Raw genomic sequence first — 24124 nt, 5'->3', positions numbered from 1 at the left:
GAACTTCCCTACCGAGGCTATTTTCTCTGTGCGTGTGCTGCGTCATTTTAAAGGCGCTACTAAGAGTGCGGTGCAGTATTAGAGGAGCATCACGTGGTGTCTGCGGATAATCCGTGAAATTATCTATTGCGCGGCGCGTAGATCATGCCGTATCCTTAAGGACTGGTGTTTATCTCAGTGAAGCCCTATCGACGCAGGGCCAGCGGGAGACACCGCTCCCACCCGCATCGTCTTCGGCGCGGTCGAGTATTCGGCTGAGTCGAAACGTGCGGGAGAGAGACACCACCGGTGAGCCTCGCGTGTTGGCTTCGGCGGGCAATCCCGCCGGAACGCACGGGCCGTTCCTCCTTATTCGCGGTCATTCGATTCGCGGGGGAGGGCGCACAGCAATGAAAGCGTAGGCTGCTCATTCGTGTGAGATTCAAGAAGCAAGTTGTCGAGAAAAGTGAGTCCCATAGTGGCATACGCGATTGTACGCGCTGGCGGCCGCCAGGAGAAGGTTTCCGTAGGCGACCTCGTTACCCTTGACCGTGTTGCAGGCGAGCCCGGCAGCACCATCGAGCTGCCCGTGCTGCTGCTCGTCGACGGTGACAAGGTCACCGCTGACGCAAAGTCCCTGGCTTCCGCCAAGGTTGTTGCTGAGAAGGTTGAGGACCTGCGCGGTCCGAAGATCGTTATTCAGAAGTACAAGAACAAGACCGGTTACAAGAAGCGTCAGGGCTTCCGCGCCGAGCTGACCACCGTCAAGATTACCGCTATCAACGCGTAATCGAAACGACCGGAATTCAACCCTAAGGTAGGAATACAGAATGGCACACAAGAAGGGCGCAAGCTCCACCCGTAACGGCCGTGACTCGAACCCCCAGTACCTCGGTGTTAAGCGCTACGGCGGCCAGTCCGTCAACGCAGGCGAGATTCTCGTTCGCCAGCGCGGCACCCACTTCCACCCCGGCCTGAACGTTGGCCGCGGTGGCGACGACACCCTGTTCGCTCTGGCAGCAGGCACCGTCGAATTCGGTACCCGCAAGGGCCGCAAGGTCGTTAACATCCTGGCAGCAGCTGAGTAATACTCACCGCTAGGGCAGAGGGGGTAGGCGTTAGTCTACCCCCTCTCGCTATGACCTCGAATGCCGTGGACGCCCGTGCTGGGCTCCATGATGAGGCGCACCCCAACCCGGTCGCGCCTGCCGCCGCATCCGCAGCATGATTAGTGTGTGCCGTGCGGTGGCGAAGTGAAGATTTTCCAAGATAAGGAGAACCCGTGGCAGAATTCGTGGACCGCGTGGTCTTGCATGTATCTGGCGGTCGCGGAGGTAACGGCTGCGTCTCCGTGCGACGTGAAAAGTTTAAGCCCCTGGGCGGCCCTAACGGCGGTAACGGTGGTAATGGTGGCGCGGTGATTCTGCGCGTGGATAACCAGACCACGACCCTGCTGGAGTACCACCACAGCCCGCACCAGCACGCCCCGAATGGCGATATTGGTCGTGGCGATATGCACCACGGCTTTAACGGTGAGGATCTGATTCTGACCGTGCCGCAGGGTACTGTGGTGAAGGACCGCGAGGGTAATGTTTTGGCTGACCTGCTGCGTGTGGGCGACGAGTATGTTGCGGCCCGTGGCGGTATGGGCGGTCTGGGTAACGCTGCGTTGGCTTCGGCTAAGCGTAAGGCTCCCGGTTTTGCTCTGCTGGGCACCCCCGGTGAAGAGGCTGATATTGTTCTGGAGCTCAAGTCCATTGCGGATGTGGCTCTGGTGGGTTACCCGTCGGCGGGTAAGTCTTCGTTGATTGCTGCGATTTCTGCGGCGCGTCCGAAGATTGCTGACTACCCGTTCACCACTTTGATCCCGAACCTGGGTGTGGTGCAGGCGGGCGATGTTCGCTACACCGTCGCGGATGTTCCCGGTCTGATTGAGGGCGCTTCGGAGGGCCGCGGTCTGGGTCACCGCTTCCTGCGCCATGTGGAGCGTTCTTCGGCTCTGGTGCATGTGATTGACTGCGCTACTTTGGAGCCGGGCCGCGACCCGATTAGTGACTTTGAGGTGATCCGCGGCGAGCTGCAGAACTATGAGGTTGACCCGACTGCGGGTGTGACCGTGCCGCTGCATGAGCGTCCGCAGATTGTGGTGCTCAATAAGATTGACGTTCCTGAGGCTCGTGAGCTGGCTGAGTTTGTTCGCCCCGAGTTTGAGGAGATGGGCTTCAAAGTCTTCGAGATTTCGACTGCTTCCCATGAGGGTCTGAAGTCCCTGATCTTTGCGATGGCAAAGCTCGTGGAGGAGGACCGCGTGGCTCGTGCCGCTGCCGAGAAGGAAGCGGAGCGCGTGGTTGTTGAGGCTCCCGTGGTTCGTCCGAAGGGCTTCCGCGGTAAGAAGAAGCAGGAGTTCACTATTCGCCGCGAGGAGCGTAACCTTGAGCCGCTGTTCCGCGTGATTGGTGAGAAGCCTGAGCGTTGGATTCAGCAGACTGACTTCAATAATGATGAGGCTGTCGGCTACCTGGCGGACCGCCTGGCGCGCCTGGGCGTTGAGGATGAGCTGTTCAAGGCTGGTGCTCGTGCCGGTGACGCCGTGGTGATTGGTGAGAACGACAACTCGGTGATCTTCGATTGGGAGCCGACCATGGTCGGTGGTGCTGAGTTGCTGTCCTCCCCGCGTGGTACGGACGCTCGTCTGGAAGAGATCATTCGCCCGACTCGTGCGCAGAAGCGTGTGGAGTACAAGGAGCGTATGGACGCGAAGGCGGAGGCTCGTGCCGAGCTGGAGTCCGAGCGTGTTGCAGGCGTGTGGACCGAGTCGGTTGAGTACCGCAAGAAGTTGAAGGAAGGCAAGGTCGACGAGAATATCGACATGCCGAACATCGACGACTAGTAGCTGAAGCGTAGCTATTTCCTAGACAGCTGTTTCCTAGACAGTGAATGGTGCCGCGTACCGGGGTTTGGCTCCGGTGCGCGGCGCTTTCTTGTGTGCGGTGCTTTCTTGTAGGTTCTGTGGTTGCCGCTCGCGCCGGATGTGCGTGTCGGAACACGCGGGTGAGCCTGCGGTCGGGCGTGCTGGCTGGGTATTCCACTGGCGGCTTAGCTCACCCCCGTCATTTCGGTGTTTTTGACCGCAAGCAGGTAGCATAGAGGGGAATGTACGCGGGCACCTTTTTCGGTGTTGCGTACCTTCTGTGTACCTGCCCGCATCCGCACCTGTGGTGGCTTTTTAGCTGCCGTGGTGCGGTCTCTGTCCCCAGCAAGGACGGCATTTGTGACTGACCAGCCTGTTCACCTTGATTTTGGTGCTCCGAGCACCGAGTCGATTCCCCCGCGCACTCCCGGTCGGGTGCGTCTGGGTGTGATGGGTGGAACCTTCGACCCGATTCACCACGGACACCTGGTGGCAGCTAGTGAAGTTGCCGCCGTGTTCGACCTGGACGAGGTCGTGTTCGTTCCGACCGGTCAGCCCTGGCAGAAGGTGGGGGAGCGGCACGTGAGTGACGCTGAGCATCGCTACCTGATGACGGTGATTGCGACCGCGTCGAACCCGCGTTTTACGGTGAGCCGTATTGATATTGACCGTGGCGGCGCGACCTACACCTTTGATACGCTTAACGAGCTGCGCGCCCTGCGCCCGGATGCTGACCTGTTCTTCATTACCGGCGCGGACGCGATTAGCCAGATTATGACCTGGCGCAATGCCCATAAGCTGTGGGATTTGGCGACTTTTGTGGGTGTGACCCGCCCCGATCATGAGCTGGATCCGCCGCTGGCTGAGGGTCGTCATATTACGACCCTGAAGATTCCTGCGATGGCGATTTCTTCGACTGATATTCGTCGCCGCGCAGCTGAAGATGCCCCCATCTGGTACCTGGTGCCGGATGGTGTGGTGCAGTACATTGCTAAGTACGGCCTGTACAAGAAGGACGCTTTGACGGCGTACCGTGACGGCTTGCCCCGCGTGAAAGATGAGTCTGGGCAGGCACCCCAATCGACGAATAATGAGGGAACACATGAGTGAAGCTACGGGTTCGAAGCCCTATAGCGAGGACGAAGCGTACCTCTACGAGACGTACGTGACCGAGGACGGCATTGAGGTGCCGCCGCCTACTAAGGTGATGGGTCCGCGTCGTCTTGCCCGCTACCGTGAAGAAGTTGCCGAGTACCTGCGTGCAGCCCGCCGCGGTGAGCCCGCGAAGCCTGTTGCGAACATGGGCTCCGTGATTCATGCGGGTGCTATTGACCCGCAGGTTCTGGCTGTGCAGCGTCGTTTTGCGGCGCTGGCGGCGCAGGGCAAGATTGACACTGAGGCGAACGATGAGGAGAAGCTGCACGAGCCTGCTCCTCTGACCAGTAGCCTGCGTGTTCTGCGCCCCGAAGAGATCGCGCAGAACCGTGTGGATGCGACCAGCCCCTCCGCGGTGGATAACCCGATGACTTCTTCGATCCCGGTCATTGCCGTGGTCAAGGAGGAGAAGCCGGAACCCGAGCTGCACCAGTACTTGGTGCGCGATGAGCCGAAGGTTGAGGAGCTGGACAGCTCTGACTTTGAGGCTGAGCAGACTGAGGTCGCTTCCGTTGTGGAAGAGACCGTTGAGGTTGCTGAGGTTGAAGAGTCTGCTGACGAACTGCCCACCCGCGTGAGCGCAGTGAACGCGCAGGGTCTTGACCTGAGCGTGCTGGATAGCGCCTCCGCTGGTGACACCGTGGATTCGGTGGACGGCGACCCGACTGTTGCTCTGAGCCCGGATGAGGTGGAGGAGCTGCTGCAGCGCATGGTGGATCGTCAGGATCCCGAGGAGTCCGCTGCCCTGGTTGAAGAGGTCACCGAGGAAGCTGAGGAGTCTGAGGAAGCCGCGAAGGATGCAGAGTCCAAGGTTGCTGATTCTAAGGTTGCTAAGTCCAAGTCTGCTCCGGTACCTTCCGCTGAGGCTTCCAAGGAGTCCGCTTCTAAGGGCGCTGTTGAGAAGGCTGAAGAGGTTCTGCAGCCTGCGCAGAAGGCCTCCCTGGCGTGGCTGTGGATTGTGCTGCTGCTCGCCCTGGTCATTGTTGGTCTGATTATGATTTTTGGCCCTAAGTAGGCCGTGAACAATGCACCCCTGTTGCGGGGTGCTGCCGGCGGGTGTTCTGCCGGCAAGGAAGGAAAATATGACTGCTGCACAGTCCTCGATTGAGGCTCTGCGCATTGCCGCCCGCGCTGCGGAGGAGAAGCAGGGAACGAACCTGTTCGCTGTGGATGCATCCGACGCGATGGGTCTGATTGATGGCTTCCTGGTGGTTTCTGCCCACAATGAGCGCCTCGTGAACGCTGTTGCGGATGAGGTTGAGGACGCTCTGCGTGAGCAGGCTGACCTGAAGCCGGTCCGCCGTGAGGGTCGTTCCTCGGGTCGTTGGATTCTGCTGGACTTCGGCGATATTGTTGTGCATGTTCAGCATGAGGAGGACCGCGAGTTCTACGCTCTGGATCGTCTGTGGGCTGAGGCTCCGCGTATTGAGCTGGGCGTTGAGAATGAGGCTCCATTCGACATCGAGGGTGAGACTGAGGAGGATGCTGCGCGCATCATTCCCGCTCAGGATGAGGCGTAAGCTTTCGCTTGATTTTTAGCTGATGAGGGGTGGGTTCTGCTGGCGCTGTACGGTGCCGCGGGGCCTGCCCCTTTGCTGTGCTTGCCTCTGCCGTGCTTTGTGCTGTACCCGCCCGCCTCCGGTAACTTTTGTGGTTTTGGTGTGCGGGTTTGCATCGCTGTCCGTGGTGTGTGTAATATATTCATGTTGCCTCGTTGAGGTCACTAACAGAATATGGGGATATGGCGCAGCTGGTAGCGCACCTGCATGGCATGCAGGGGGTCAGGGGTTCGAGTCCCCTTATCTCCACGTTTTCCTCGGTTGAGGAGCTTTTCGCCCGGTTCTTGTGAATCGGGCGATTTTGCTATCTGCCGATAACTCTCGATAGTCAACAACACAGTTCATAGTTGAGGAGTCACTCATGGGAGCGCACGCACATCACGGCCACGGCGGGCATCACGGGCATCACCACGACCATTCGCATGCCCCGAGCCCGGAGGACGCCGCTTCGATGCGTCCGCGCCTGCTGATTGCGTTCAGTCTGGCGGTCGTTATTGTGTTGGCGCAGGCGATTGGTTCGCTGGTCACGGGAAGTCTCGCGCTGCTCACTGATACTGCGCACGCTGTTACGGATGCGTCCGGTCTGCTGGTTGCGCTCACTGCGGCTTCGCTCATGACGCGCCCGGCAACGTCCCGCCGCACGTGGGGTTTCCGTCGCATTGAGGTGCTGGCGGCGCTGGGTCAGTCGGTGCTGCTGCTGGCAGTGGGTATCTACACGGCGGTGGAGGGCGTGCATCGCCTGTTCGCCCCGCCGGAGGTGCCCGGCACCGAGCTGCTGATCTTTGGTGTGGTTGGCCTGGTGGCGAACGCTATCGGCATTGCGGTGCTGGCTACGGCGAGGAACGCAAACTTCAATATGCGTGCCGCGTTCCTGGAGGTGCTCAATGACGCCCTGGGTTCGCTGGGTGTGATTGTGGCGGCTATCGTGATTTGGCTGACCGGCTTCTACCAGGCGGACGCCCTGGCGGGTCTGTTCATTGCGGCACTGATTGTGCCGCGTGCGATGCGCCTGATGAGGCAGACGACCGCGGTGCTCATGGAGTTCACCCCGGACGGTCTGGACCTGGACGCGATGCGTGAGCACATGCTGCGCGTTGAGGGCGTTGTAGAGGTGCACGATGTGCACGCCTCGATGGTGGCGACCGGTCTGCCGGTGGTGACCGCGCACGTGGTGGTTGCAGATTCTTGCTTCCATGACGGCTCTGCGGTGGCAATTCTGGACCGTATCCGTTCGTGCGTGGCGGGCCATTTTGAGGTGTCGGTGGAGCATTCGACGTTCCAGCTGGAGACTGCCGAGTTGGGTGGTCGTGAGCCGGCTTCGATTCGCCACCCGTAGGTTTTGCCCGGGCTTCATCGGCGGTTCTGCCCGCCGCGGTAAATTACGGCAGAAAACGGCAAACCAGAACAGGTACCAGAGCCTGAAATAGCGGGGGAGTAGCGACCGTTATATTTGGTGGCTTCAACACGCAAAAGATACACTCTTTAGGGAGCAAAAGGTGCTCCTCACCCACACACTTTGACAGGTCCGCTGGCTGGCTCTTTAGCTTGGTAGCCGCGGTAGCCTGCAATGATGAGCGCCTCAGCCCGACTGAAACGGAACAGCTGAAACGGAACAGCCGGCGGGCGCATCCATAGATTTTTGACGAGAACAACCACGATTAGCAGCAGATACGGAACACCATGCATTCACCTATTGCCACTTACCTAGCTGAGACCCTCGAGTCGGTCGCTTCTGATACCTCCGGTGAGCTGGCAAACTACATTCCGGAACTTGCCGCCGTGGACCCGGACAAGCTCGCCGCGTCCATCGCCATGGTTGACGGTGAGCAGTACGCCGCCGGCGACTCCGATGTGGAGTTCACGATCCAGTCGATTTCTAAGCCGTTCGTGTACGCTCTGGCGCTCGCGGACCGCGGCTATGATGATGTGCTCGCGAAGGTGGGCGTGGAGCCTTCCGGTGAGCCGTTCAACGAGCTGTCCCTGGAGGACGGCTCCGGTAAGCCGCTGAACCCGATGATTAACGCGGGTGCGATTACCACCCATTCGCTGGTGGGACCTCCCGGTGCGACTCAGGGCGAGCGCATGGAACGCGTCATTTCTGGTCTGTCTGCGTTTGCGGGCCGCCGCCTGTCGGTGAATGAGCGCGTGTACGAGTCTGAGCTGGAGCACGCGCACCGCAACTACGCGATTGCGCATATGCTGCGTGGTCACGGCATCCTGACCGGTGACCCGACCGTGGCGGTGCAGGGCTACACCCGCCAGTGCTCGCTCATGGTGACGGTTAAGGATTTGGCGCTGATGGCGGCGACTCTGGCGAACTATGGTGTGCATCCGGTGACGGGTGAGCAGGTGGTTCCTAAGACTGTGGTGCGTCAGGTGCTGAGCGTCATGTTCACGTGCGGCATGTATAACTCTGCGGGTGACTGGGCGACCCAGGTGGGTGTTCCGGCGAAGAGCGGCGTGGGCGGCGGCATCATTGGTGCGGTGCCCGGTCAGCTGGGTGTGGCAACGTTCTCGCCGCGCCTTGACGGTCACGGTAACAGTGTGCGCGGTGTGGAGCTGTTCGAGCAGTTCTCGGATGACATGGGCATGCACGTGATGAACGTGCCGACCGTGGCTCGTTCGGCGTTGCGCGCGAACTACCAGATCGGTTCGGGTGATGAGTCTATGCGTCTGATTCAGTTGCAGGGCCGCATCCGTTTTGCGGGTGTGGAGCGCGTGATTCGTGAGATTGTGGAATCCCCGATGGAGGGTTCCAAGGTTGCCCTGGATGTGACGCGCGTGTACGCGGTGGATGAGGTCGCTCAGAGCATGCTCCTGGAGCTGATGCGTCGCCTGCGGAATGACGGGTACAAGGTGTACCTGATTGATAATGACGAGACGATCACGAATACGGATGCGCTGCGCAGCATGGGCGTGAAGGTTCTGACGAACCCGGCGGCGGTGACTTCTGCTGAGTCGGATGCTGAGCGTGTGGCTGAGGCGGACGCCGAAGAAGCTGCGGAGGCTGCGGCTCTGGAGGCACTGAATGCGTTGGAATCCGCTAAGTCGGAGCAGCCGGAAGCTTCGGAGTCCGAGTAGGTTTTTCTCCGCGTACTTGGTTGTACGATTGTGTGAACTTATATATTGAGGCCCCTTTCCCGGGCGCGTTGTGAACGTGTTCTGGGGGAGGGGTCTTGCTGTACTTAGAATTGCACCTTGCGCTGTAGCTGGGGCTGTACTTGAATCTGTACCTGGATTATCTGGCGTGCGGGTAGCTTAGCGTACTGAGCGTGGTCTTCGGTGAGTGAGGGGACTGAAAGTACGTAGAGGTTCTTTAATAGCGCAGTTGTTAATCATTAAGTAATATTTTGAATTTTTCGATAGCTAACAGTGGTCTCATCATACACTCGTAATATGAACACTGTTCCACACCCAGAAACACCTATCGCTCCTCGTCAATCCGCTATTACTGATCCCACCGCTGACCGGGCGGTGGCGGGTGCTTCTGCCCGCGCCTCCATGGGGCGACGGGAACTCTTACAACACGTTGGTACCTTTGGTCTGGGCGCGGTGGGCTTCGGCGTGCTGGGTCTTGGCCTCACCGGTTGCACCACGTCCGCGGCGGATGACGCTCACGAGGTAACGGCTAGTGGGTCTGCCTCGGGCAGTACCCCGTCGAACACCCCGTCCGGTAGTGCGTCGGGTAGCGCCTCGGCGAGCCCTTCTTCGACCCCTTCCGCATCTGGCTCCGCAACGGGTACCCCATCCCCGACCGCCGCAGCATCTAAGACCGCTTCTGCGACTGCGACCTCGTCGAACCCGGTTCCCGAAGCTCGTGCCTGGACTGGCCCGCAGACTGGCCTGCCCGGTGAGGGCAAGTATATTGCGTGGACGGTCGATGACGGCGCAGACCCGGAGGTGGTACGCGCCTACGCGGAGTTTTCCCGCCGTACCGGCACGCGCCTCACCTTCTTTATTAACGGTCAGTACCCGGCGTTTAGACAGCATCGTGACCTGTTGTTGCCGCTGGTGAAGAGCGGTCAGTTGCAGATTGCGAACCATACGTATAGTCATGCGGCGTTGACGAGCCTGACGGATGAGCAGATTGTTCAGGAGTTGACCCGTAATGATGAGGAGATTAGGCGCCTGTTTGGGGTGTCTTCGAAGCCGTATTTCCGCCCGCCGTACGGGTATTATGATGCGCGCGTGTTGGCGGCTGCGGCGTCGTGTGGTTTTACGCGCCCGGTTCTGTGGTACGGGTCGTTGGCGGATTCGTCTAATATTTCTTCGGCTGAGGTGTATGCCTATGCGGAGAAGTATGCGTTGGCTCAGCATATTGTGATTGGGCATTTGAATTATCGGGGTGTGGTGTCTGAGCTGGACCGTATTCGGGCGTTGTTGGATCGGCGCGGGTTGAAGACGGTGACGATTCGCGACTATTACGGGTAGTGCGGGGGAGCCCCGGCGGGGGGTTCCGATGGGTATACTGGGAGGCATGATGAAGCTTCCTCAGAACCCTCTCCTTCGGCAGGTGCACCGCTTCCGTGAGTCGCTGCTGCTTCTGCTGTATTACTCGCTGTCTTTTCTGGGTGTGCGGTGGATGCGCACGGGGCATCCGCGTGTGGCGGCGGTGTGGTCTGTTGGTTTGTGGCTGAATTTGGTGCTGCGCGGTATGGGCCAGCTGGTTCGTATGCTGGTGCCGGTCTTGCAGGATGCGGAGGCGCGCCGTGCTCGTGCTGAGCGTGCCCGCGCTTACCAGCCGCGCTAACCTCACCGGCTGAGCTGACAGAACGAAGCTGATACGACGAAGCCCCCTCGTACTAGAAATGAACTGCCTCCCGTTTCTTGGACAACAAAATTAAAGTCCAAGAAACAGGAGGCTTTTCATGTCTGAACATCTGAGATCAAGGCATGACCGTTTGCTTCGGGAGCAGGCAGCGCAGATGTTTGAGAAGGGATTTGGCTATGGTTTAACCGCCAAAAGGCTTGGTATGTCTGCCGCGACTGTGAGAGAGTGGCAGAAAATGTACCGCGTCATCGGGAAGGGCGGGCTTCTTGCCATGGGAGTAAAGCACACCAAATACGACTATGAGACCAAGGTCGCCGCAGCGAAGGCTGTGGTTGACGGTGGGATGAGTAAGCCTGAAGCAATGATGCGCTTCGGTATTGCAAGCGCAACACCGTTGAAGCAGTGGTGCAGGCTGTACCGCCAGGGCGGCGCGCAGGCGCTTAAGCCTAAGCCCAAGGGCAGGCCGAAGGGGTCGGTACGGGCGGTGCCACCAACGCGTGAGGAGGAACTCGCCGAGCGTGTGCGCAAGCTTGAGGCACAGGTGGCGTACCTAAAAAAATCGATTGCCCTGAAGGCGCAGAAGCGCTCCCAAACCGGGACAAAGCCCTAGTGGTCGCTGAGCTTTCAGGGCATGGACACAAGCTGTACGACCTCCTCGAAGCTGCTGGCCTTGCCAGGTCGAGCTACTACTACGCACTGGCTCACCCCCAGCAGCCAACCAGAGTACAGCTACGTCCCAAGGTCGCCCAAATCTTTTCGCGTACCCCCAACGGGTGCGGTCACAGACAAGTAGCTATGTGCCTGCGCGCTGAGGAAGGGGTGCGCATTGCCGATAAGACGGTCTTGAAGATGATGCGTCAGATGGGGCTGCGCTGCGGTATACGCCGTGAGAGGGCCTACCGCAGGTACAACTCTTACAAGGGGTCTGTGGGGCAAAGGTTCGCCAACATTATTGGTCGCAACTTCACGGCGACTGGTCCTTGGCAGAAGTTGGGTACCGATGTTACCGAGTTTAAGCTTTCCTTTGGTAAGGCCTACCTCGCTCCGGTCTACGACTTTGCCAGCAAGGAGATTGTTGCCCACTCGATCTCGATGTGCCCTAATCTTGCCCAGCAGCAACAGATGCTTCAGGTACTCATGGATGCTAAGCCTGCAGGGGTTGAACCGATTTTGCATTCGGATATGGGTTGGCAGTATCAGCATGAGACCTATGTCAGAACGCTTGCTGATAATGGTTTTGTTCAGAGTATGTCACGCAAGGGTAACTGCATTGATAACGGTGCCACTGAGCAGGTCTTTGGACACCTTAAGGACGAGTTTTTTCGTGGCCAAGACTGGCAGACCTTTGAGAGTTTCAAAGCTGACCTTGAGGCCTATATCATGCACTGGAATACGGTAAGGCGTCAGGTGAAGCTTAAGGGCCTGACCCCGGTAGAGTACCGGGTTCAGGCCCTGCTGGAAGCCATATAGGGGTTACTATTTATAGCGTCCAAGTTTCGGGGCGCAGTTCAATAGTGCGAGGGGGCTTCGCTATATCTGGGGCTTCACTAAATCTGGGGACACCAGCCGGGGCGCTAGGGGAGTAGCACCCCCGCCGCGCCTCGCTCAGCGGCTACTAGGAGCAGTTGCCGTTCACATCGCAGGACGGACCCGCCTCCGCAGCATTGCTACCCGCGCCGTCACCCGCAGTATCACCAGCCGCGCCCGCCAGCGGGTTCAAAAACTCCACACGGTGAGTTTCCTCCCACACCTGACGTAGCGCCTGCACCAGCATCTTCGCAGGCTGCGCACCACTGACCGCCCACTTCGACTCAATCAAAAAGAACGGCACACCATTAATGCCCAGCTGACGCGCTAACTGCTCGTCGGCACGCACATCCGCCGCGTAACGGTCGCTCTTCAACACCGCCTCAACCTCGGCAGTATCCAGGCCAATCTCAGAAGCAATATCCAGAATCGACTCGTGATCCTGCACCGAACGGCCCTGCGTAAAGTACGCCAGCTTAAACGCCTCCTGCGCCGCCGACGCCAAACCCTGCTCCGCCGCATAATGAATCACACGGTGCGCATCAAACGTGTTACCGTACCGTGCCTGACGCCAATTGAAATCCAAACCCACCTCACGGGCACGCTCCGCCAACGACTCCTGGCTCGCAATCGCCTGCTCCAGCGACATCTGATACTTACCGGCAATCAGCTCAGGTAGCGAACCTGCCGGATGCTCCGTAGCCGACGGGTCCAGCTCAAAACTATGCCACACCACCTCAACCTCGTCACGGTGCTCAAACTCAGCGAGCGCCTGCTCCAGGTTACGCTTGCCCACGTAGCAGAAGGGGCACACAATATCGGACCAAATATCAATACGCATGTTATCTATTCCTCTCATACTCGGATGCGGCACGTTGCTGCCTTGTATGCTCACCTAACGCCCCGGCTGCCGCGTTTATTCCCGGCTATTCCCAGCGTTATTTCCCAGAGTTTATTCCCCAGCGGTTATTCCCGCCGGGTACGGCAAAGCCCCCTCGCGCCGGTTCGTACAGAATCCCTGTATAGGAATGTCCGTACAGGAACCGGGCCAAGGGGGCTTAGCACACGCGAAATACGCGAACCTATCGGCGGGCAGCCGCCGGTGCGGTAGTGGCAGTAGCCGCAGGTGCGGTGGTCGCACGAGCCGGCGGAGCCGTAGTGGTTGCCGCCGCAGGTGCAGTCGTAGCCTGCTGGCTTGCCGCTACCTCATCCTCATAGCGGGTAGTCGGCGCCTGAGTCGGAGCCTCAGTAGTCGGCTCCGGGGTAGGGGTAGGCGCCTCCGTAGTTGCCTCGGGGGAGGGGGTGTTCTCCTCCGGGGTGGGGGTCGGCGAAGGAGCCGCCGCCTTAATCTCTTCCTCGGATGCGTCACCGTAGTAGTCACGAACCGTCACCGCAGTCAGGCCGCGGTCATCGAGCAGGCCCTTCACCTTATCGAGGATCGGGATGATTGTCTCGTAGTTCAGGTGACCCAGCACAATCTGCTGCGGCAGCATGTAGCGGATGCAGCGCATGTAAATCACACGGGAGCTGGTCTTCGCCTCGTCACCGGTAGTGCCGTTCCACATGACCGGGCGGGTAAAACCAATCTCACCGGCAGCCTTCAGCACCGCATCGTTATAGCGGCCGTACGGCGGGCGGAAGTACGGCTTCGACGAGACACCGAACATGCTCATAATCTCGTCTTCGTTACGTTGCAGCTCTTCCTTCACACCCTCAGCATCCAGGGTGGTCAGGTCAGCGTGGTTGTACGTGTGGTTCGCAACCTGAATCTGGCCACTCTGAACCAGCGGACGCAACAACGACACATGCTCCTTAAACCCGGTGTAAGAAGCGTTAATGAAGAAGGTCAGGCGAGTATTCGTACGCTTCGAGAACTCAGCGTAGCCGCGAATCGCCTCCGGGCTTGCGCCGTCATCAACAGTCCACGCAACATACTTGCCGTCACCAATGAGGGAGTTGCCGATACCGGGCCATTCGCGCGGCTTATCAACCGGGTTGCCAGCAGCGGCAACCGTCGGCGAATTCGTGGGTGCGGGGCGAGTAGCAGCAGAGGTCTCGCCGCCAGCCTGATACGGAGTGAAATTACCGCTGGTGCCGTCGTAGTCATTCGACGTCTTCGAGCAGGCAGCAATCAGCGGAAGCATAGCAGTGCCGAGCACAAAAAGTCGGCGGTTAGGCTGTGAGTGGGTCATACTCTCCAGGATAACGCCCCCACCTGCAAGGAACGAATCTGAACAGCGAATACACCCTAAATAATGTGCACATCACACCCCGCGCTCAGCACCACAGTATTAATAGGTATAAAAACTAGGTATAAGAACACAAAATCCTAAAGCCGCAAGCCGGTAACGCTCCGCTACACTAGTGGGATGGAGAATTTGGGCACTCACGAACTGCGCAACCTTGTGAACGATGCTGCCGACGAGGCAGTCAACATCGGCTACCGTGTTGCAGACCGGCTGCACAGGTGGCGCGAAAAGCGCGCCATCGCCGCCGGTCGCGAGCCTATCCTCGTGCCCACCGAAGGCTACGGCCGCGCCGCCTCCGAAGGAAACCCCGGCTGGGTCCGCATCATCGCCCGCGCACTCTACAAGACGGTCAACCTCGAACGCCTGCTGCAGGTCGTAGAAGGCACCCAAGACACCGCCAACCCCATGCGCGGCTGGCGCTCCTTCACTGCAACCGCAATGTCCGATGCGCCCGTCACCATCGTCATCGACGGCACCAAGTACGAGGCGTACACCGACCGCGGCGGCGTGCTCGACGTCAAACTCAGCATCGACCTGGAACCCGGCATGCACGAAGTCATCATGTACGTGCCCGGCTCCCGCGCCGTAGCAACCAGCGTCTACATCGTTCCCGAAAGCCAGAAGCTCGGCGTCATCATGGACGTCGACGACACCGTCATGGTCACCATGCTGCCGCGCCCCATGGTAGCCGCCTGGAACTCCTTCATTCTCGACGAGCACGCACGCATCCCCACCCCCGGCATGGCGGTCATGACCGACCGTATCCGCCGCAGCCACCCGGATGCGCCGTTCATGTACCTGTCCACCGGCGCCTGGAACATCACCCCGACCCTGCGCCGCTTCCTCAGCCGCAACGGCTACCCGCGCGGCACGTTCCTGCTCACCGACTGGGGCCCCACCCCCGACCGCTGGTTCCGCTCCGGCACCAACCACAAGGTTGAGTCCCTGCGCCGCCTCGCCGAGGAATTCCCGCAGATGAAATGGATCCTCGTCGGCGATGACGGGCAGCGCGACCCGTACATCTACAACGGCTTCGCGGTACGCTACCCGGACAACGTGGCGGCAATCGTCATCCGCAACCTGACCGTGGGGGAGACCATGCTCGCCTCCGGCCGCGTGTGGAGCGACTACCGCGCCGAACAGATGATGCGCTCGCCGCTGTGGATTGAAGCCACCGACGGCGTAACGCTCAGCAAGAAGCTGCGCGAGCTGGGCCTGATTGATTTCTAACCGGTTACTGCTCGCCGGTTGCTAAAACCAGCGCTGATACCCAGTAAACCCACCGTGAATACCGTGAAATACCGGTATATGCGGTGGGTTTTGCCATTCCAGAAGCATTAACCAACTTAAACCCACGACACACCGGCTGCTGAAAAAGAGTTAAAAATCTTTTCTACAGCCTTAATCACATAGCTTAAAGCCGCTCGAAGGGGGTTAACCCCCGCCTTTAAGAAAGTCCGTTCTGCTTTAAAACCGCGCCGTTCCGCGCAAGAATGGGCGAGAGTTAAGATTTCTTTAAAATCAAGCCCGAATCTTCCGGGTTTTATGCCCTCGAAAGCATACATGAGGTTAACTGAACCTCAACTCAGCGGGCGAATGAACCCTTAAAAATCCTGACCAACTTAAACCCCACCTGTGGATAACCCGGCACACCCCGCGAAAATACGGCGAACTAGCCCCGCGGCAGGGTGTGGATAAGCTGTAGACACCCCCTCTTAAGTGGGTTCAACTGTGGGTTTATCGAACGAAACACGACCCTCGCACCACATCATCTTGTGGTGAAGAAAAATCTCGACACTAGATGTAGTATTAATACTCGGTTCCACCACTACGGCACTTTTAGGCGCCCTGCCCCAGCGCAGGAAACCGCCACGCCCCACTAGGAGGGGGTAGCGGACGGCACAGCGCCCGCCGTAAACAACACGTGGTGAACCACCGACGAAACACGCCAGATTCATTCACGAGATAGCCCCGCCCGAGCGGGAGAAAGTAAGAGGCACTCCCATGGTAGTGACCGTGTACACCAAGCCCCAGTGCGTCCAGTGCAACATGACCTACCGCGCCCTCGACGCGAAGGGTATCAGCTACACCAAGGTTGATATCACCGAAGACGCTCAGGCCCTCGAAATGGTCAAGTCCCTCGGCTACATGCAGGCACCCGTCGTCATCGCAGGCGACGAGCACTGGTCCGGCTTCCAGCCCGACAAGATCAACGCTCTGGCAGCGTAACAACCCTGCCGAAACCCGTACAAACGGAAAATCGGCACGGAACCACACCGGCACACGAGAATAAGGAGTACAGATTGAGTACCGCCCTCACGCCCAACCCCGTCGACGAGCACGCAGAAATCCGGAAGATCCTTCTGGACGCACGCAACGCCTCCGAGGGTCGAGCGACCGAGGTCGAACTGGACGACACAGCGCCACTCATCGTGTACTTCTCCTCCATCTCCGGTAACACCCACAAGTTCGTGGAGAAGATCCGTGCCCGCCGCCTCCGCCTGCCGCTGCGCACCGGCGAGGACACCCTCATTCTTGATGAGCCGTTCGTGCTCATCGTCCCCACCTACGGCAAGCCTGATGGCGTCGGTAACGTTCCCCCGCAGGTGGTTAAATTCCTGAACGTGGAGCAGAATCGCCACCACATACTCGGTGTGATTGGCTCCGGCAACACCAACTTTGGTCCGCTCTTCGGTATCGCGGCAGACATTGTCGCCAAGAAGTGCGATGTGCCCGTGCTCTTCAAATTTGAGCTCATGGGCACCGATTCAGATGTAGAAAAAGTCAACGAAGGATTGGAAGCATTTTGGACGCAAAACTGCCCTCAGCACTAGAAACTCTCGGTGCAGGCCACAACGGCAAGAGCGTGCCCGAGAAGTTCAAGGGTATGAGCTACCACGAGCTGAACGCACTGCTGAACCTCTACGATGAGAACGGCCAGATTCAGTTCGATGCAGACCGCCAGGCGGCACGTCAGTACTTCCTGCAGCACGTCAACAACAACACCGTCTTCTTCCACGACCTGGAAGAGAAGATTGAGTACCTGATTGAGAACCAGTACTACGAGCCGGAACTCTTCGACAAGTACAACTTCCAGTTCATCAAGAACCTGTTCAAGCGCGCCTACGCCGTGAAGTTCCGCTTCCCGACCTTCCTGGGTGCCTTCAAGTTCTACACCTCCTACGCGCTCAAGACCTTCGACGGTCAGCGCTACCTGGAGCGTTTCGAAGACCGCGTCTGCATGGTCGCACTGCTGCTGGCAGAAGGCAACGAGAAGCTCGCCGAAGACATCGTCGACGAGATCATCTCCGGCCGTTTCCAGCCGGCAACCCCGACCTTCCTCAACGCAGGTAAGAAGCAGCGCGGCGAGCTCGTCTCCTGCTTCCTGCTGCGCATGGAAGACAACATGGAGTCCATCGGCCGCTCCATCAACTCTGCACTGCAGCTCTCCAAGCGCGGCGGCGGCGTGGCATTTGCCCTGACCAACCTGCGCGAGTCCGGTGCGCCCATTAAGAAGATTGAGAACCAGTCCTCGGGCGTTATCCCCGTCATGAAGCTGCTCGAAGACGCCTTCTCCTACGCAAACCAGCTCGGCGCACGTCAGGGTGCCGGTGCCGTGTACCTGCACGCACACCACCCCGACATCTACGCCTTCCTGGACACCAAGCGTGAGAACGCTGACGAGAAGATCCGCATCAAGACCCTCTCCCTGGGCGTTGTCATCCCCGACATCACCTTCGAGCTGGCGAAGAAGAACGAGGACATGTACCTCTTCTCCCCGTACGATGTGGAACGCATCTACGGCGTGCCCTTCTCCGACATCAACGTCTCCGAGAAGTACTACGAGATGGTCGACGATGCACGCATCACCAAGACCAAGATCAACGCGCGTGAGTTCTTCCAGACCATCGCAGAGATCCAGTTCGAGTCCGGCTACCCGTACGTGATGTTCGAAGACACCGTCAACCGCGCGAACCCCATCGCCGGTAAGATTATCATGTCCAACCTGTGCTCCGAGATCCTGCAGGTTTCTGAGCCGTCCACCTACCACGCTGACCTCGGCTACGAGACCGTCGGTAAGGACATCTCCTGCAACCTCGGTTCGCTGAACATTGCACTGACCATGGACGGCGACGACTTCGGCAAGACCGTGGAAACCGCGATTCGTTCGCTGACCTCCGTCTCCGACCAGTCCGACATCCGCTCCGTACCCTCCATCGAGCGCGGCAACAACATGAGCCACGCCGTGGGTCTGGGCCAGATGAACCTGCACGGCTACCTGGCACGCGAGCACATCTACTACGGTTCCGAAGAAGCACTGGACTTCACCAACATGTACTTCTACACCGTCGCCTACCACGCAATCCGCGCCTCCATGCAGATTGCTAAGGAACGCGGCCAGCGTTTCGAGGGCTTCGAGAACTCGAAGTACGCATCCGGTGAGTTCTTCGCCAAGTACATTGAGAAGGAATGGGCACCGCAGACCGAGCGTACCCGCGAACTGTTCGCTAAGCACCACATCCCCACCCGTGAAGAGTGGATCCAGCTGGCTGCTGACGTGGCACAGTACGGCATGTACAACCAGAACCTGCAGGCTGTTCCGCCGACCGGCTCCATCTCCTACATCAACGGCTCGACCTCTTCGATTCACCCGATCGCTTCGAAGATTGAGATCCGCAAGGAAGGCAAGCTCGGCCGCGTCTACTACCCGGCGCCGTACATGACCAACGACAACCTGGAGTACTACCAGGACTCCTACGAAATTGGTTACGAGAAGATCATCGACACCTACGCTGTGGCAACCCAGCACGTGGACCAGGGCCTGTCGCTGACCCTCTTCTTCCGCGATACCGCAACCACCCGCGATATCAACCGCGCCCAGATTTACGCATGGCGTAAGGGCATCAAGACCATCTACTACATCCGTCTGCGTCAGATGGCTCTTGAGGGTACCGAGGTTGAAGGCTGCGTATCCTGCATGCTCTAGCCCGAATGCTGTGACGCATTCAGCCTGAGCTGGCACACTATAACTAAAGACTGGAGGGGGTGGTTACGGTGAACACGCAAACCGCCTGCGCGACTGGCTGGGCGCGCGTGGGACCGTAACCGCCCCTTAAGAATCGGAGAATTACTAATGAGCGAAAAGGTGAAGCTCGTCGACCACGTGGTCGAGGCTATCAACTGGAACCGTATTGAGGACGAGAAGGACCTTGAGGTTTGGGATCGTCTGACCGGTAACTTCTGGCTCCCGGAGAAGGTGCCGCTGAGCAACGACGTGCCCTCCTGGAAGACCCTGACCGAGGAAGAGAAGCAGCTGACCATGCGCGTCTTCACCGGTCTGACCCTGCTGGACACCATCCAGGGTACTGTCGGTGCTGTGTCCCTGTTGCCGGACGCTGTGACCGCGCACGAAGAGGCCGTGTACACCAACATTGCGTTCATGGAGTCCGTGCACGCAAAGTCGTACTCCTCGATCTTCTCGACCCTCGCCTCCACCAAGGAGATTGACGAGGCGTTCCGCTGGGCTTCTGAGAATGAGCACCTGCAGAAGAAGGCGAAGATTGTTCTGTCCTACTACACCGGTGATGACCCGCTGAAGAAGAAGGTTGCCTCCACTCTGCTGGAGTCCTTCCTGTTCTACTCGGGCTTCTACCTGCCCATGTACTGGTCTTCGCACGCGAAGCTGACTAACACCGCTGACCTGATTCGTCTGATTATTCGTGACGAGGCAGTGCACGGCTACTACATTGGCTACAAGTTCCAGCGCGGCCTGGCGAAGGAGTCCGCGGAGCGTCAGGCAGAGCTGAAGGAGTACACCTTCAACCTGCTGTACGAACTGTACGAGAACGAGGTGGCGTACACCCACTCCCTGTATGACGGTGTGGGTTGGAGCGAGGACGTGAAGAAGTTCCTGCACTACAACGCTAACAAGGCTCTGATGAACCTGGGCTACGAGCCGATGTTCCCGGCGACCGTGACTAACGTGTCCCCGGCGATTCTGTCGGCGCTGTCCCCGAATGCTGATGAGAACCACGACTTCTTCTCCGGTTCCGGCTCTTCCTACGTGATTGGTAAGGCTGTGAACACTGAGGACGAGGACTGGGACTTCTGAGCCCCCTTTCTTGCCTTTAGTTATGAGGCTGAGATAAACCGAGCGGAACCCCCGCGTGTCCACTGTGGATGCGCGGGGGTTCCGCCGTTTAACCGGGCTATTTAACGTGCCAGGATGCCCAGGCTTCCCCGGTTTAACCTGGCGCGGAAACGCTCGGGAATCGGGGGAGTAGGAGCGGTTTTTCTGGTTCCGGTTGTCGGGATTTTTACCTTCACCCCGTAGCATAAAAAATTATTGATATATCGGGGTGCGGGGCGTACTCTGATACGACTAACCATCAACGCAGATTTGAAAGGAACATCATGCGTTCAGTTGTTATGGAAGCCCCCGGCAAGGTCGTCGTCAACGAAGTCGACAAGCCGACCCTGCTCGAACCCACCGACGCCATCATCAAGCTCGCAGCATCCTGCATCTGCGGCTCCGACCTGTGGCCCTACCGCGGCGCACAGCCCGTCGACCACCGGGCAATGGGCCACGAATACATCGGCGAAGTCGTAGAAGTAGGCTCCGAGGTCACCACCGTAGCCCCCGGCGACTTCGTCGTAGGCTCCTTCTGCATCTCCTGCGGCGAATGCGAAACCTGCACCGCAGGCTACCCCTCCCGCTGCCTCAAGGCAATCGCGGCAGGCGACGCCTTCATTGGCGCACGCTCCAACGGCACCCAGGCAGAATACGCCCGCGTACCCTTCGCAGATGGCACCCTCGTCAAGACCCCCGCTGCACCCACCGCAGAGCAGATTCCGCACCTGATGGCGGCATCCGACGTGCTCGGCACCGGCTGGTACGCGGCAGACGCAGCGCAGGCAGGCCCCGGCAAGACCATCGTCGTTGTTGGCGACGGCGCAGTCGGCCTGAGCGCAGTCATCGGCGCTAAGCAGCTCGGCGCGGAGAAGATCATCATCATGTCCCGCAACCCCGAACGTCAGGCGCTCGCTAAGGCATTCGGCGCAGCCCACATCGTGGAAGAGCGCGGCGAAGAGGGCATCGCCAAGGTCATGGAGCTCACCGACGGCGTGGGCGCACACGGCGTCGCGGAGGCTGTTGGCACCCAGCAGTCCTTCGACCAGGCTCTCGGCTGCGTACGCCACGGCGGCTACATCGGCTTCGTGGGCGTTCCGCACGACAGCTCCATCGGCACCGATAAGCTCTTCGGCAAGCAGGTTCACCTGGAAGGTGGCCCCGCCCCCGTACGCAAGTACCTGCCGACCCTCATCGACCTGATTTACAAGGGCGAAATTGAGCCCGGCCGCGTCTTCGACATGGTTCTGCCCATTGACGAGGCGGCTAAGGGTTACGAGGCAATGGACCAGCGTACCGCTACCAAGGTTCTGCTGACTATGCCGTAATAGCCGCTCGTATCGCCGGTTCCTATACCGGCTGCTGTACCCGCAACCCGGCGTATATGCGCTACTAATCCCCGCACCGATCCTGCCGCTCCACGTGAGCGGAGGTCACCGGTTGCGGGGATTAGTGCATTAAAAATTGGGTTTATTTGCCACCTTCCGGCGAGGTGAGGGACAAATGAGTGAGCCAAGGCATAGAATAAAAGAGCATGATTCGTACAACTCGAAGGATGACAATGACGAAGAAGCCTTTCCCTTCCGACCTCGAAATCGCACTTGCCGCCGATCTTTGGCCTATTAACAAGATCGCAGCAGACAACGGCATCAGCGAAGATCGCCTTGAACCCTACGGCAAGTATGTCGCTAAGGTCCTCCTCGACGAAACCACCAACGCAGAGACCGCCCGCAAGCGCGGCTCCAAGTACATCGTGGTTACCGCAGTCACCCCCACCCCGCTCGGTGAAGGTAAGACCGCAACCTCCGTCTCCCTCGCACAGGGCTTCGCACAGACCGGCCGCAAGGCAATCCTGGCGCTGCGTCAGCCCGCAATGGGCCCGACCTTCGGTATCAAGGGCGGCGCAGCGGGCGGCGGCTACTCCCAGATCGTTCCCATGGAGAAGCTGAACCTGCATCTGACCGGCGACTTCCACGCCGTCACCGCAGCACACAACCTGCTTGCCGCCATGATCGACAACCATCTGCACCACGGCAACGAGCTGCGCATCGATCCGCGCGCAATCGAGTGGCGCCGCGTTATCGACATGAACGACCGCTCCCTGCGCAACATCGTCGTGGGCCTGGGCGAACGCATGGACGGCGTGGTCCGCGAGACCGGTTTCGACATCACCAGCGCCTCCGAAATCATGGTGATTCTCTCGCTGGCAACCTCCTTCAAGGACCTGCGTGAGCGCCTGGCAAAGATCGTGATCGGACTGAACTACGACGGCGAGCCCGTCACCGCAGCCGACCTGAAGGCTGACGGCGCAATGTCCGTCATCCTGGCAGACGCTATCAATCCGAACCTGCTGCAGACCCTGGAGCACACCCCCGCACTGATTCACGCGGGCCCCTTCGGCAACATCGCAACCGGTAACTCCTCCGTGGTCGCCGACTACGTTGGTCTGGAGTACTCCGACTACGTGATTACCGAGGCTGGCTTCGGTGCCGATATGGGTGCGGAGCGTTTCTTCAACGTCAAGTGCCGCGTCTCCGGCCTGAAGCCGGACGCAGCAGTGCTCGTCGTGACCGTGCGCTCCCTGAAGTCCCACTCCGGCCTGTACAAGATCGTTCCGGGCAAGCCCCTGCCCGAAGGCATGCTGCAGGAAAGCCCCTCCGATGTGGAGAAGGGCGCAGAGAACCTGAAGAAGCACATCGAGATTGTGCGCAACTTCGGTGTTCAGCCGGTCGTGGCAATCAACGCCTTCCCGACTGACTTCGAGTCCGAGCACGAGACCATCCGCCGTATCGCTGAGGAAGCTGGTGCTCGCGTCGCTATCCACCGCGGTGTGGCTGAGGGTGGTAAGGGCACCACCGACCTGGCAGACGTGGTTGCTGAGGCATGTGACGACGTTTCGGATCTGAAGTACACCTACGATCTTGAGGACTCCATCGAGACCAAGATTGAGAAGGTTGCGACCAAGGTCTACGGCGCGGACGGCATCTCCATTGCTCCCGCTGCCGCTAAGCAGCTGAAGCGTTTCGCTGAGCTGGGCTACTCGCACCTGCCCGTGGTTATCGCGAAGACCCACTTGTCCATCTCTTCGGATGCAACCCTGAAGGGCGCACCGACCGGCTGGACCCTGCCCGTGCGCGAGGTTCGCCTGGCTGCAGGTGCTGGCTACGTCTACGCTATCTGCGGCACCATGCGCACTATGCCGGGTCTGAGCAAGAGCCCCGCAGCTGAGCGCATCGGCTTCGACGAGAATGGCGTGATGATCGGCCTGTCCTAAGGCGGCTGTTCTAGCTGATCTGACTAATCCAGCTGATTTATAGCTAGTGGAGGCGGCGCTCCTTCCCCACAGCGGGGGAGGGGCGCCGCCTTTGCTGTGCCCTATGCTGCTTTTGTGGAATGCTCTGCCTCGGATACATGGAAGCATGAGAGGCGAATAAGAGGTGCGCAACGCTTGAGGGCGGGGGAGCGGAGCTCTTGAAAATAGAGTGAAACTAGGTTGCAGCCAGGCTACAACCCGGGCTGAAACTAGGCTGCAACCAGACTGCAATCAGGGAGAGTGAAGGATTCTGAAACCCCTAGTGGAGGGGTCTTTCAACCTTTCATTGAGGCTTCTAGAGCGCCTGTTTTGAGGGTGGAATTGGTACTTGCTGGTCAATAATTGGGCTCTATGTATGCTTGAAGGTCAGGTTTTATTAAACAATCTATAGAGGTTGATTTTTAACCCGCTTATCACCTTGCATTTTGTGAAAATATAGTACTGACTAGGTATTTTGCTTTTTTGGGGCGGGTTCATTGAGTGCACTTGGTGAACCTAGTGGGGGGTGTGATGTTATTGTTTTGTAATAA

21 protein-coding genes and 1 tRNA gene are annotated in these 24124 nt (G+C 59.1%); 20 read left to right on the top strand and 2 right to left on the bottom strand.

Features of this window, described 5'->3' with window-relative positions:
- Window positions 1-457 precede the first annotated feature (457 nt).
- The 13 genes from rplU to O3675_RS01660 all read left to right on the top strand — a co-directional run bounded on the left by rplU (window position 458) and on the right by O3675_RS01660 (window position 11845).
- Window positions 458-769 (top strand): 50S ribosomal protein L21, encoded by a 312-nt coding sequence (gene rplU / locus O3675_RS01720; RefSeq protein ID WP_005505764.1) that lies wholly within the window; start codon window positions 458-460, stop codon window positions 767-769.
- 40 nt (window positions 770-809) lie between these two features.
- Window positions 810-1067, top strand: a complete 258-nt coding sequence (rpmA, locus tag O3675_RS01715; RefSeq protein WP_005505766.1) for a 50S ribosomal protein L27 — start codon at window positions 810-812, stop codon at window positions 1065-1067.
- A gap of 194 nt (window positions 1068-1261) precedes the next feature.
- Complete coding sequence (gene obgE / locus O3675_RS01710) at window positions 1262-2869, top strand: GTPase ObgE (RefSeq protein WP_070819560.1); 1608 nt, start codon at window positions 1262-1264, stop codon at window positions 2867-2869.
- 381 nt (window positions 2870-3250) lie between these two features.
- Window positions 3251-4000, top strand: a complete 750-nt coding sequence (nadD, locus tag O3675_RS01705) for a nicotinate-nucleotide adenylyltransferase (protein ID WP_070543680.1) — start codon at window positions 3251-3253, stop codon at window positions 3998-4000.
- Window positions 3993-5060 carry a sulfite reductase subunit alpha gene (locus O3675_RS01700; protein WP_313988965.1) on the top strand — a complete coding sequence of 356 codons (1068 nt, stop codon included), beginning with the start codon at window positions 3993-3995 and terminating at the stop codon, window positions 5058-5060. The genes nadD and O3675_RS01700 overlap by 8 nt, the downstream gene beginning before the upstream one ends.
- A gap of 67 nt (window positions 5061-5127) precedes the next feature.
- Window positions 5128-5565, top strand: coding sequence for a ribosome silencing factor (rsfS, locus tag O3675_RS01695; protein ID WP_005505774.1), 438 nt, complete (start codon window positions 5128-5130; stop codon window positions 5563-5565).
- Window positions 5566-5780: 215 nt separating this feature from the next.
- A tRNA-Ala gene (locus O3675_RS01690) sits at window positions 5781-5853 on the top strand.
- Window positions 5854-5965: 112 nt separating this feature from the next.
- On the top strand, window positions 5966-6940 hold the full coding sequence (locus tag O3675_RS01685) for a cation diffusion facilitator family transporter (RefSeq protein WP_102033726.1): 975 nt from the start codon (window positions 5966-5968) through the stop codon (window positions 6938-6940).
- Between the two features lie 344 nt (window positions 6941-7284).
- Window positions 7285-8685, top strand: a complete 1401-nt coding sequence (locus O3675_RS01680; protein WP_371570559.1) for a glutaminase — start codon at window positions 7285-7287, stop codon at window positions 8683-8685.
- A 315-nt stretch (window positions 8686-9000) separates the two neighbouring features.
- Window positions 9001-10035, top strand: a complete 1035-nt coding sequence (locus tag O3675_RS01675) for a polysaccharide deacetylase family protein (RefSeq protein ID WP_314910028.1) — start codon at window positions 9001-9003, stop codon at window positions 10033-10035.
- Between the two features lie 46 nt (window positions 10036-10081).
- Window positions 10082-10354, top strand: a complete 273-nt coding sequence (locus O3675_RS01670; protein WP_230457242.1) for a hypothetical protein — start codon at window positions 10082-10084, stop codon at window positions 10352-10354.
- Window positions 10355-10472: 118 nt separating this feature from the next.
- The gene (locus tag O3675_RS01665; RefSeq protein ID WP_371570554.1) at window positions 10473-10985 is read left to right on the top strand and encodes a helix-turn-helix domain-containing protein; all 513 of its coding nucleotides are present in this window, start codon (window positions 10473-10475) and stop codon (window positions 10983-10985) included.
- Window positions 10985-11845, top strand: a complete 861-nt coding sequence (locus tag O3675_RS01660; protein ID WP_371570551.1) for an IS3 family transposase — start codon at window positions 10985-10987, stop codon at window positions 11843-11845. The genes O3675_RS01665 and O3675_RS01660 overlap by 1 nt, the downstream gene beginning before the upstream one ends.
- Window positions 11846-11990: 145 nt before the next feature.
- Here O3675_RS01660 and O3675_RS01655 read toward each other — a convergent pair whose 3' ends face one another.
- Both O3675_RS01655 and O3675_RS01650 read right to left on the bottom strand, forming a co-directional pair.
- Window positions 11991-12743: a DsbA family protein gene (locus O3675_RS01655; protein ID WP_371570549.1), complete on the bottom strand. Its 753-nt coding sequence runs from the start codon at window positions 12741-12743 to the stop codon at window positions 11991-11993.
- Between the two features lie 241 nt (window positions 12744-12984).
- Window positions 12985-14094 (bottom strand): polysaccharide deacetylase family protein, encoded by a 1110-nt coding sequence (locus O3675_RS01650; protein WP_371570546.1) that lies wholly within the window; start codon window positions 14092-14094, stop codon window positions 12985-12987.
- A 177-nt stretch (window positions 14095-14271) separates the two neighbouring features.
- Here O3675_RS01650 and O3675_RS01645 point away from each other — a divergent pair, with 177 nt between their 5' ends.
- The 7 genes from O3675_RS01645 to O3675_RS01615 all read left to right on the top strand — a co-directional run bounded on the left by O3675_RS01645 (window position 14272) and on the right by O3675_RS01615 (window position 23555).
- Entirely contained in the window at window positions 14272-15381 is a 1110-nt protein-coding gene (locus tag O3675_RS01645) for a phosphatase domain-containing protein (protein ID WP_314669246.1), read from the top strand.
- 774 nt (window positions 15382-16155) lie between these two features.
- Window positions 16156-16380 (top strand): glutaredoxin-like protein NrdH, encoded by a 225-nt coding sequence (nrdH, locus tag O3675_RS01640; protein ID WP_005505794.1) that lies wholly within the window; start codon window positions 16156-16158, stop codon window positions 16378-16380.
- Window positions 16381-16454: 74 nt separating this feature from the next.
- Window positions 16455-16985: a class Ib ribonucleoside-diphosphate reductase assembly flavoprotein NrdI gene (gene nrdI, locus O3675_RS01635; protein WP_371570543.1), complete on the top strand. Its 531-nt coding sequence runs from the start codon at window positions 16455-16457 to the stop codon at window positions 16983-16985.
- Entirely contained in the window at window positions 16958-19138 is a 2181-nt protein-coding gene (nrdE, locus tag O3675_RS01630; protein WP_371570540.1) for a class 1b ribonucleoside-diphosphate reductase subunit alpha, read from the top strand. The genes nrdI and nrdE overlap by 28 nt, the downstream gene beginning before the upstream one ends.
- A gap of 147 nt (window positions 19139-19285) precedes the next feature.
- Window positions 19286-20263 (top strand): class 1b ribonucleoside-diphosphate reductase subunit beta, encoded by a 978-nt coding sequence (gene nrdF / locus O3675_RS01625; protein WP_005505797.1) that lies wholly within the window; start codon window positions 19286-19288, stop codon window positions 20261-20263.
- A gap of 302 nt (window positions 20264-20565) precedes the next feature.
- Complete coding sequence (locus tag O3675_RS01620) at window positions 20566-21609, top strand: zinc-binding dehydrogenase (RefSeq protein ID WP_049356804.1); 1044 nt, start codon at window positions 20566-20568, stop codon at window positions 21607-21609.
- Between the two features lie 233 nt (window positions 21610-21842).
- A complete protein-coding gene (locus O3675_RS01615; protein ID WP_005505800.1) occupies window positions 21843-23555 on the top strand; it encodes a formate--tetrahydrofolate ligase in 1713 nt (570 codons plus the stop codon).
- Window positions 23556-24124 lie beyond the last annotated feature (569 nt).

Origin of the sequence: Rothia sp. 27098_8_27 (assembly GCF_041432805.1) — a bacterium.
Classification (GTDB): domain Bacteria; phylum Actinomycetota; class Actinomycetes; order Actinomycetales; family Micrococcaceae; genus Rothia; species Rothia mucilaginosa.
Note: the sequence above shows the minus strand (reverse complement) of the source record. Positions and strands in the feature narration are given on the sequence as shown.

What these genes read in the sequence shown, in the direction of transcription:
- rpmA (WP_005505766.1), top strand. Translation starts at nt 810, where the DNA reads ATGGCACACAAGAAGGGCGCAAGCTCCACCCGTAACGGCCGTGACTCG.
- O3675_RS01700 (WP_313988965.1), top strand. Translation starts at nt 3,993, where the DNA reads ATGAGTGAAGCTACGGGTTCGAAGCCCTATAGCGAGGACGAAGCGTAC.
- rsfS (WP_005505774.1), top strand. Translation starts at nt 5,128, where the DNA reads ATGACTGCTGCACAGTCCTCGATTGAGGCTCTGCGCATTGCCGCCCGC.
- O3675_RS01685 (WP_102033726.1), top strand. Translation starts at nt 5,966, where the DNA reads ATGGGAGCGCACGCACATCACGGCCACGGCGGGCATCACGGGCATCAC.
- O3675_RS01680 (WP_371570559.1), top strand. Translation starts at nt 7,285, where the DNA reads ATGCATTCACCTATTGCCACTTACCTAGCTGAGACCCTCGAGTCGGTC.
- O3675_RS01675 (WP_314910028.1), top strand. Translation starts at nt 9,001, where the DNA reads ATGAACACTGTTCCACACCCAGAAACACCTATCGCTCCTCGTCAATCC.
- O3675_RS01670 (WP_230457242.1), top strand. Translation starts at nt 10,082, where the DNA reads ATGATGAAGCTTCCTCAGAACCCTCTCCTTCGGCAGGTGCACCGCTTC.
- O3675_RS01665 (WP_371570554.1), top strand. Translation starts at nt 10,473, where the DNA reads ATGTCTGAACATCTGAGATCAAGGCATGACCGTTTGCTTCGGGAGCAG.
- O3675_RS01655 (WP_371570549.1), bottom strand. Translation starts at nt 12,743, where the DNA reads ATGCGTATTGATATTTGGTCCGATATTGTGTGCCCCTTCTGCTACGTG.
- O3675_RS01650 (WP_371570546.1), bottom strand. Translation starts at nt 14,094, where the DNA reads ATGACCCACTCACAGCCTAACCGCCGACTTTTTGTGCTCGGCACTGCT.
- O3675_RS01645 (WP_314669246.1), top strand. Translation starts at nt 14,272, where the DNA reads ATGGAGAATTTGGGCACTCACGAACTGCGCAACCTTGTGAACGATGCT.
- nrdH (WP_005505794.1), top strand. Translation starts at nt 16,156, where the DNA reads ATGGTAGTGACCGTGTACACCAAGCCCCAGTGCGTCCAGTGCAACATG.
- nrdF (WP_005505797.1), top strand. Translation starts at nt 19,286, where the DNA reads ATGAGCGAAAAGGTGAAGCTCGTCGACCACGTGGTCGAGGCTATCAAC.
- O3675_RS01620 (WP_049356804.1), top strand. Translation starts at nt 20,566, where the DNA reads ATGCGTTCAGTTGTTATGGAAGCCCCCGGCAAGGTCGTCGTCAACGAA.
- O3675_RS01615 (WP_005505800.1), top strand. Translation starts at nt 21,843, where the DNA reads ATGACGAAGAAGCCTTTCCCTTCCGACCTCGAAATCGCACTTGCCGCC.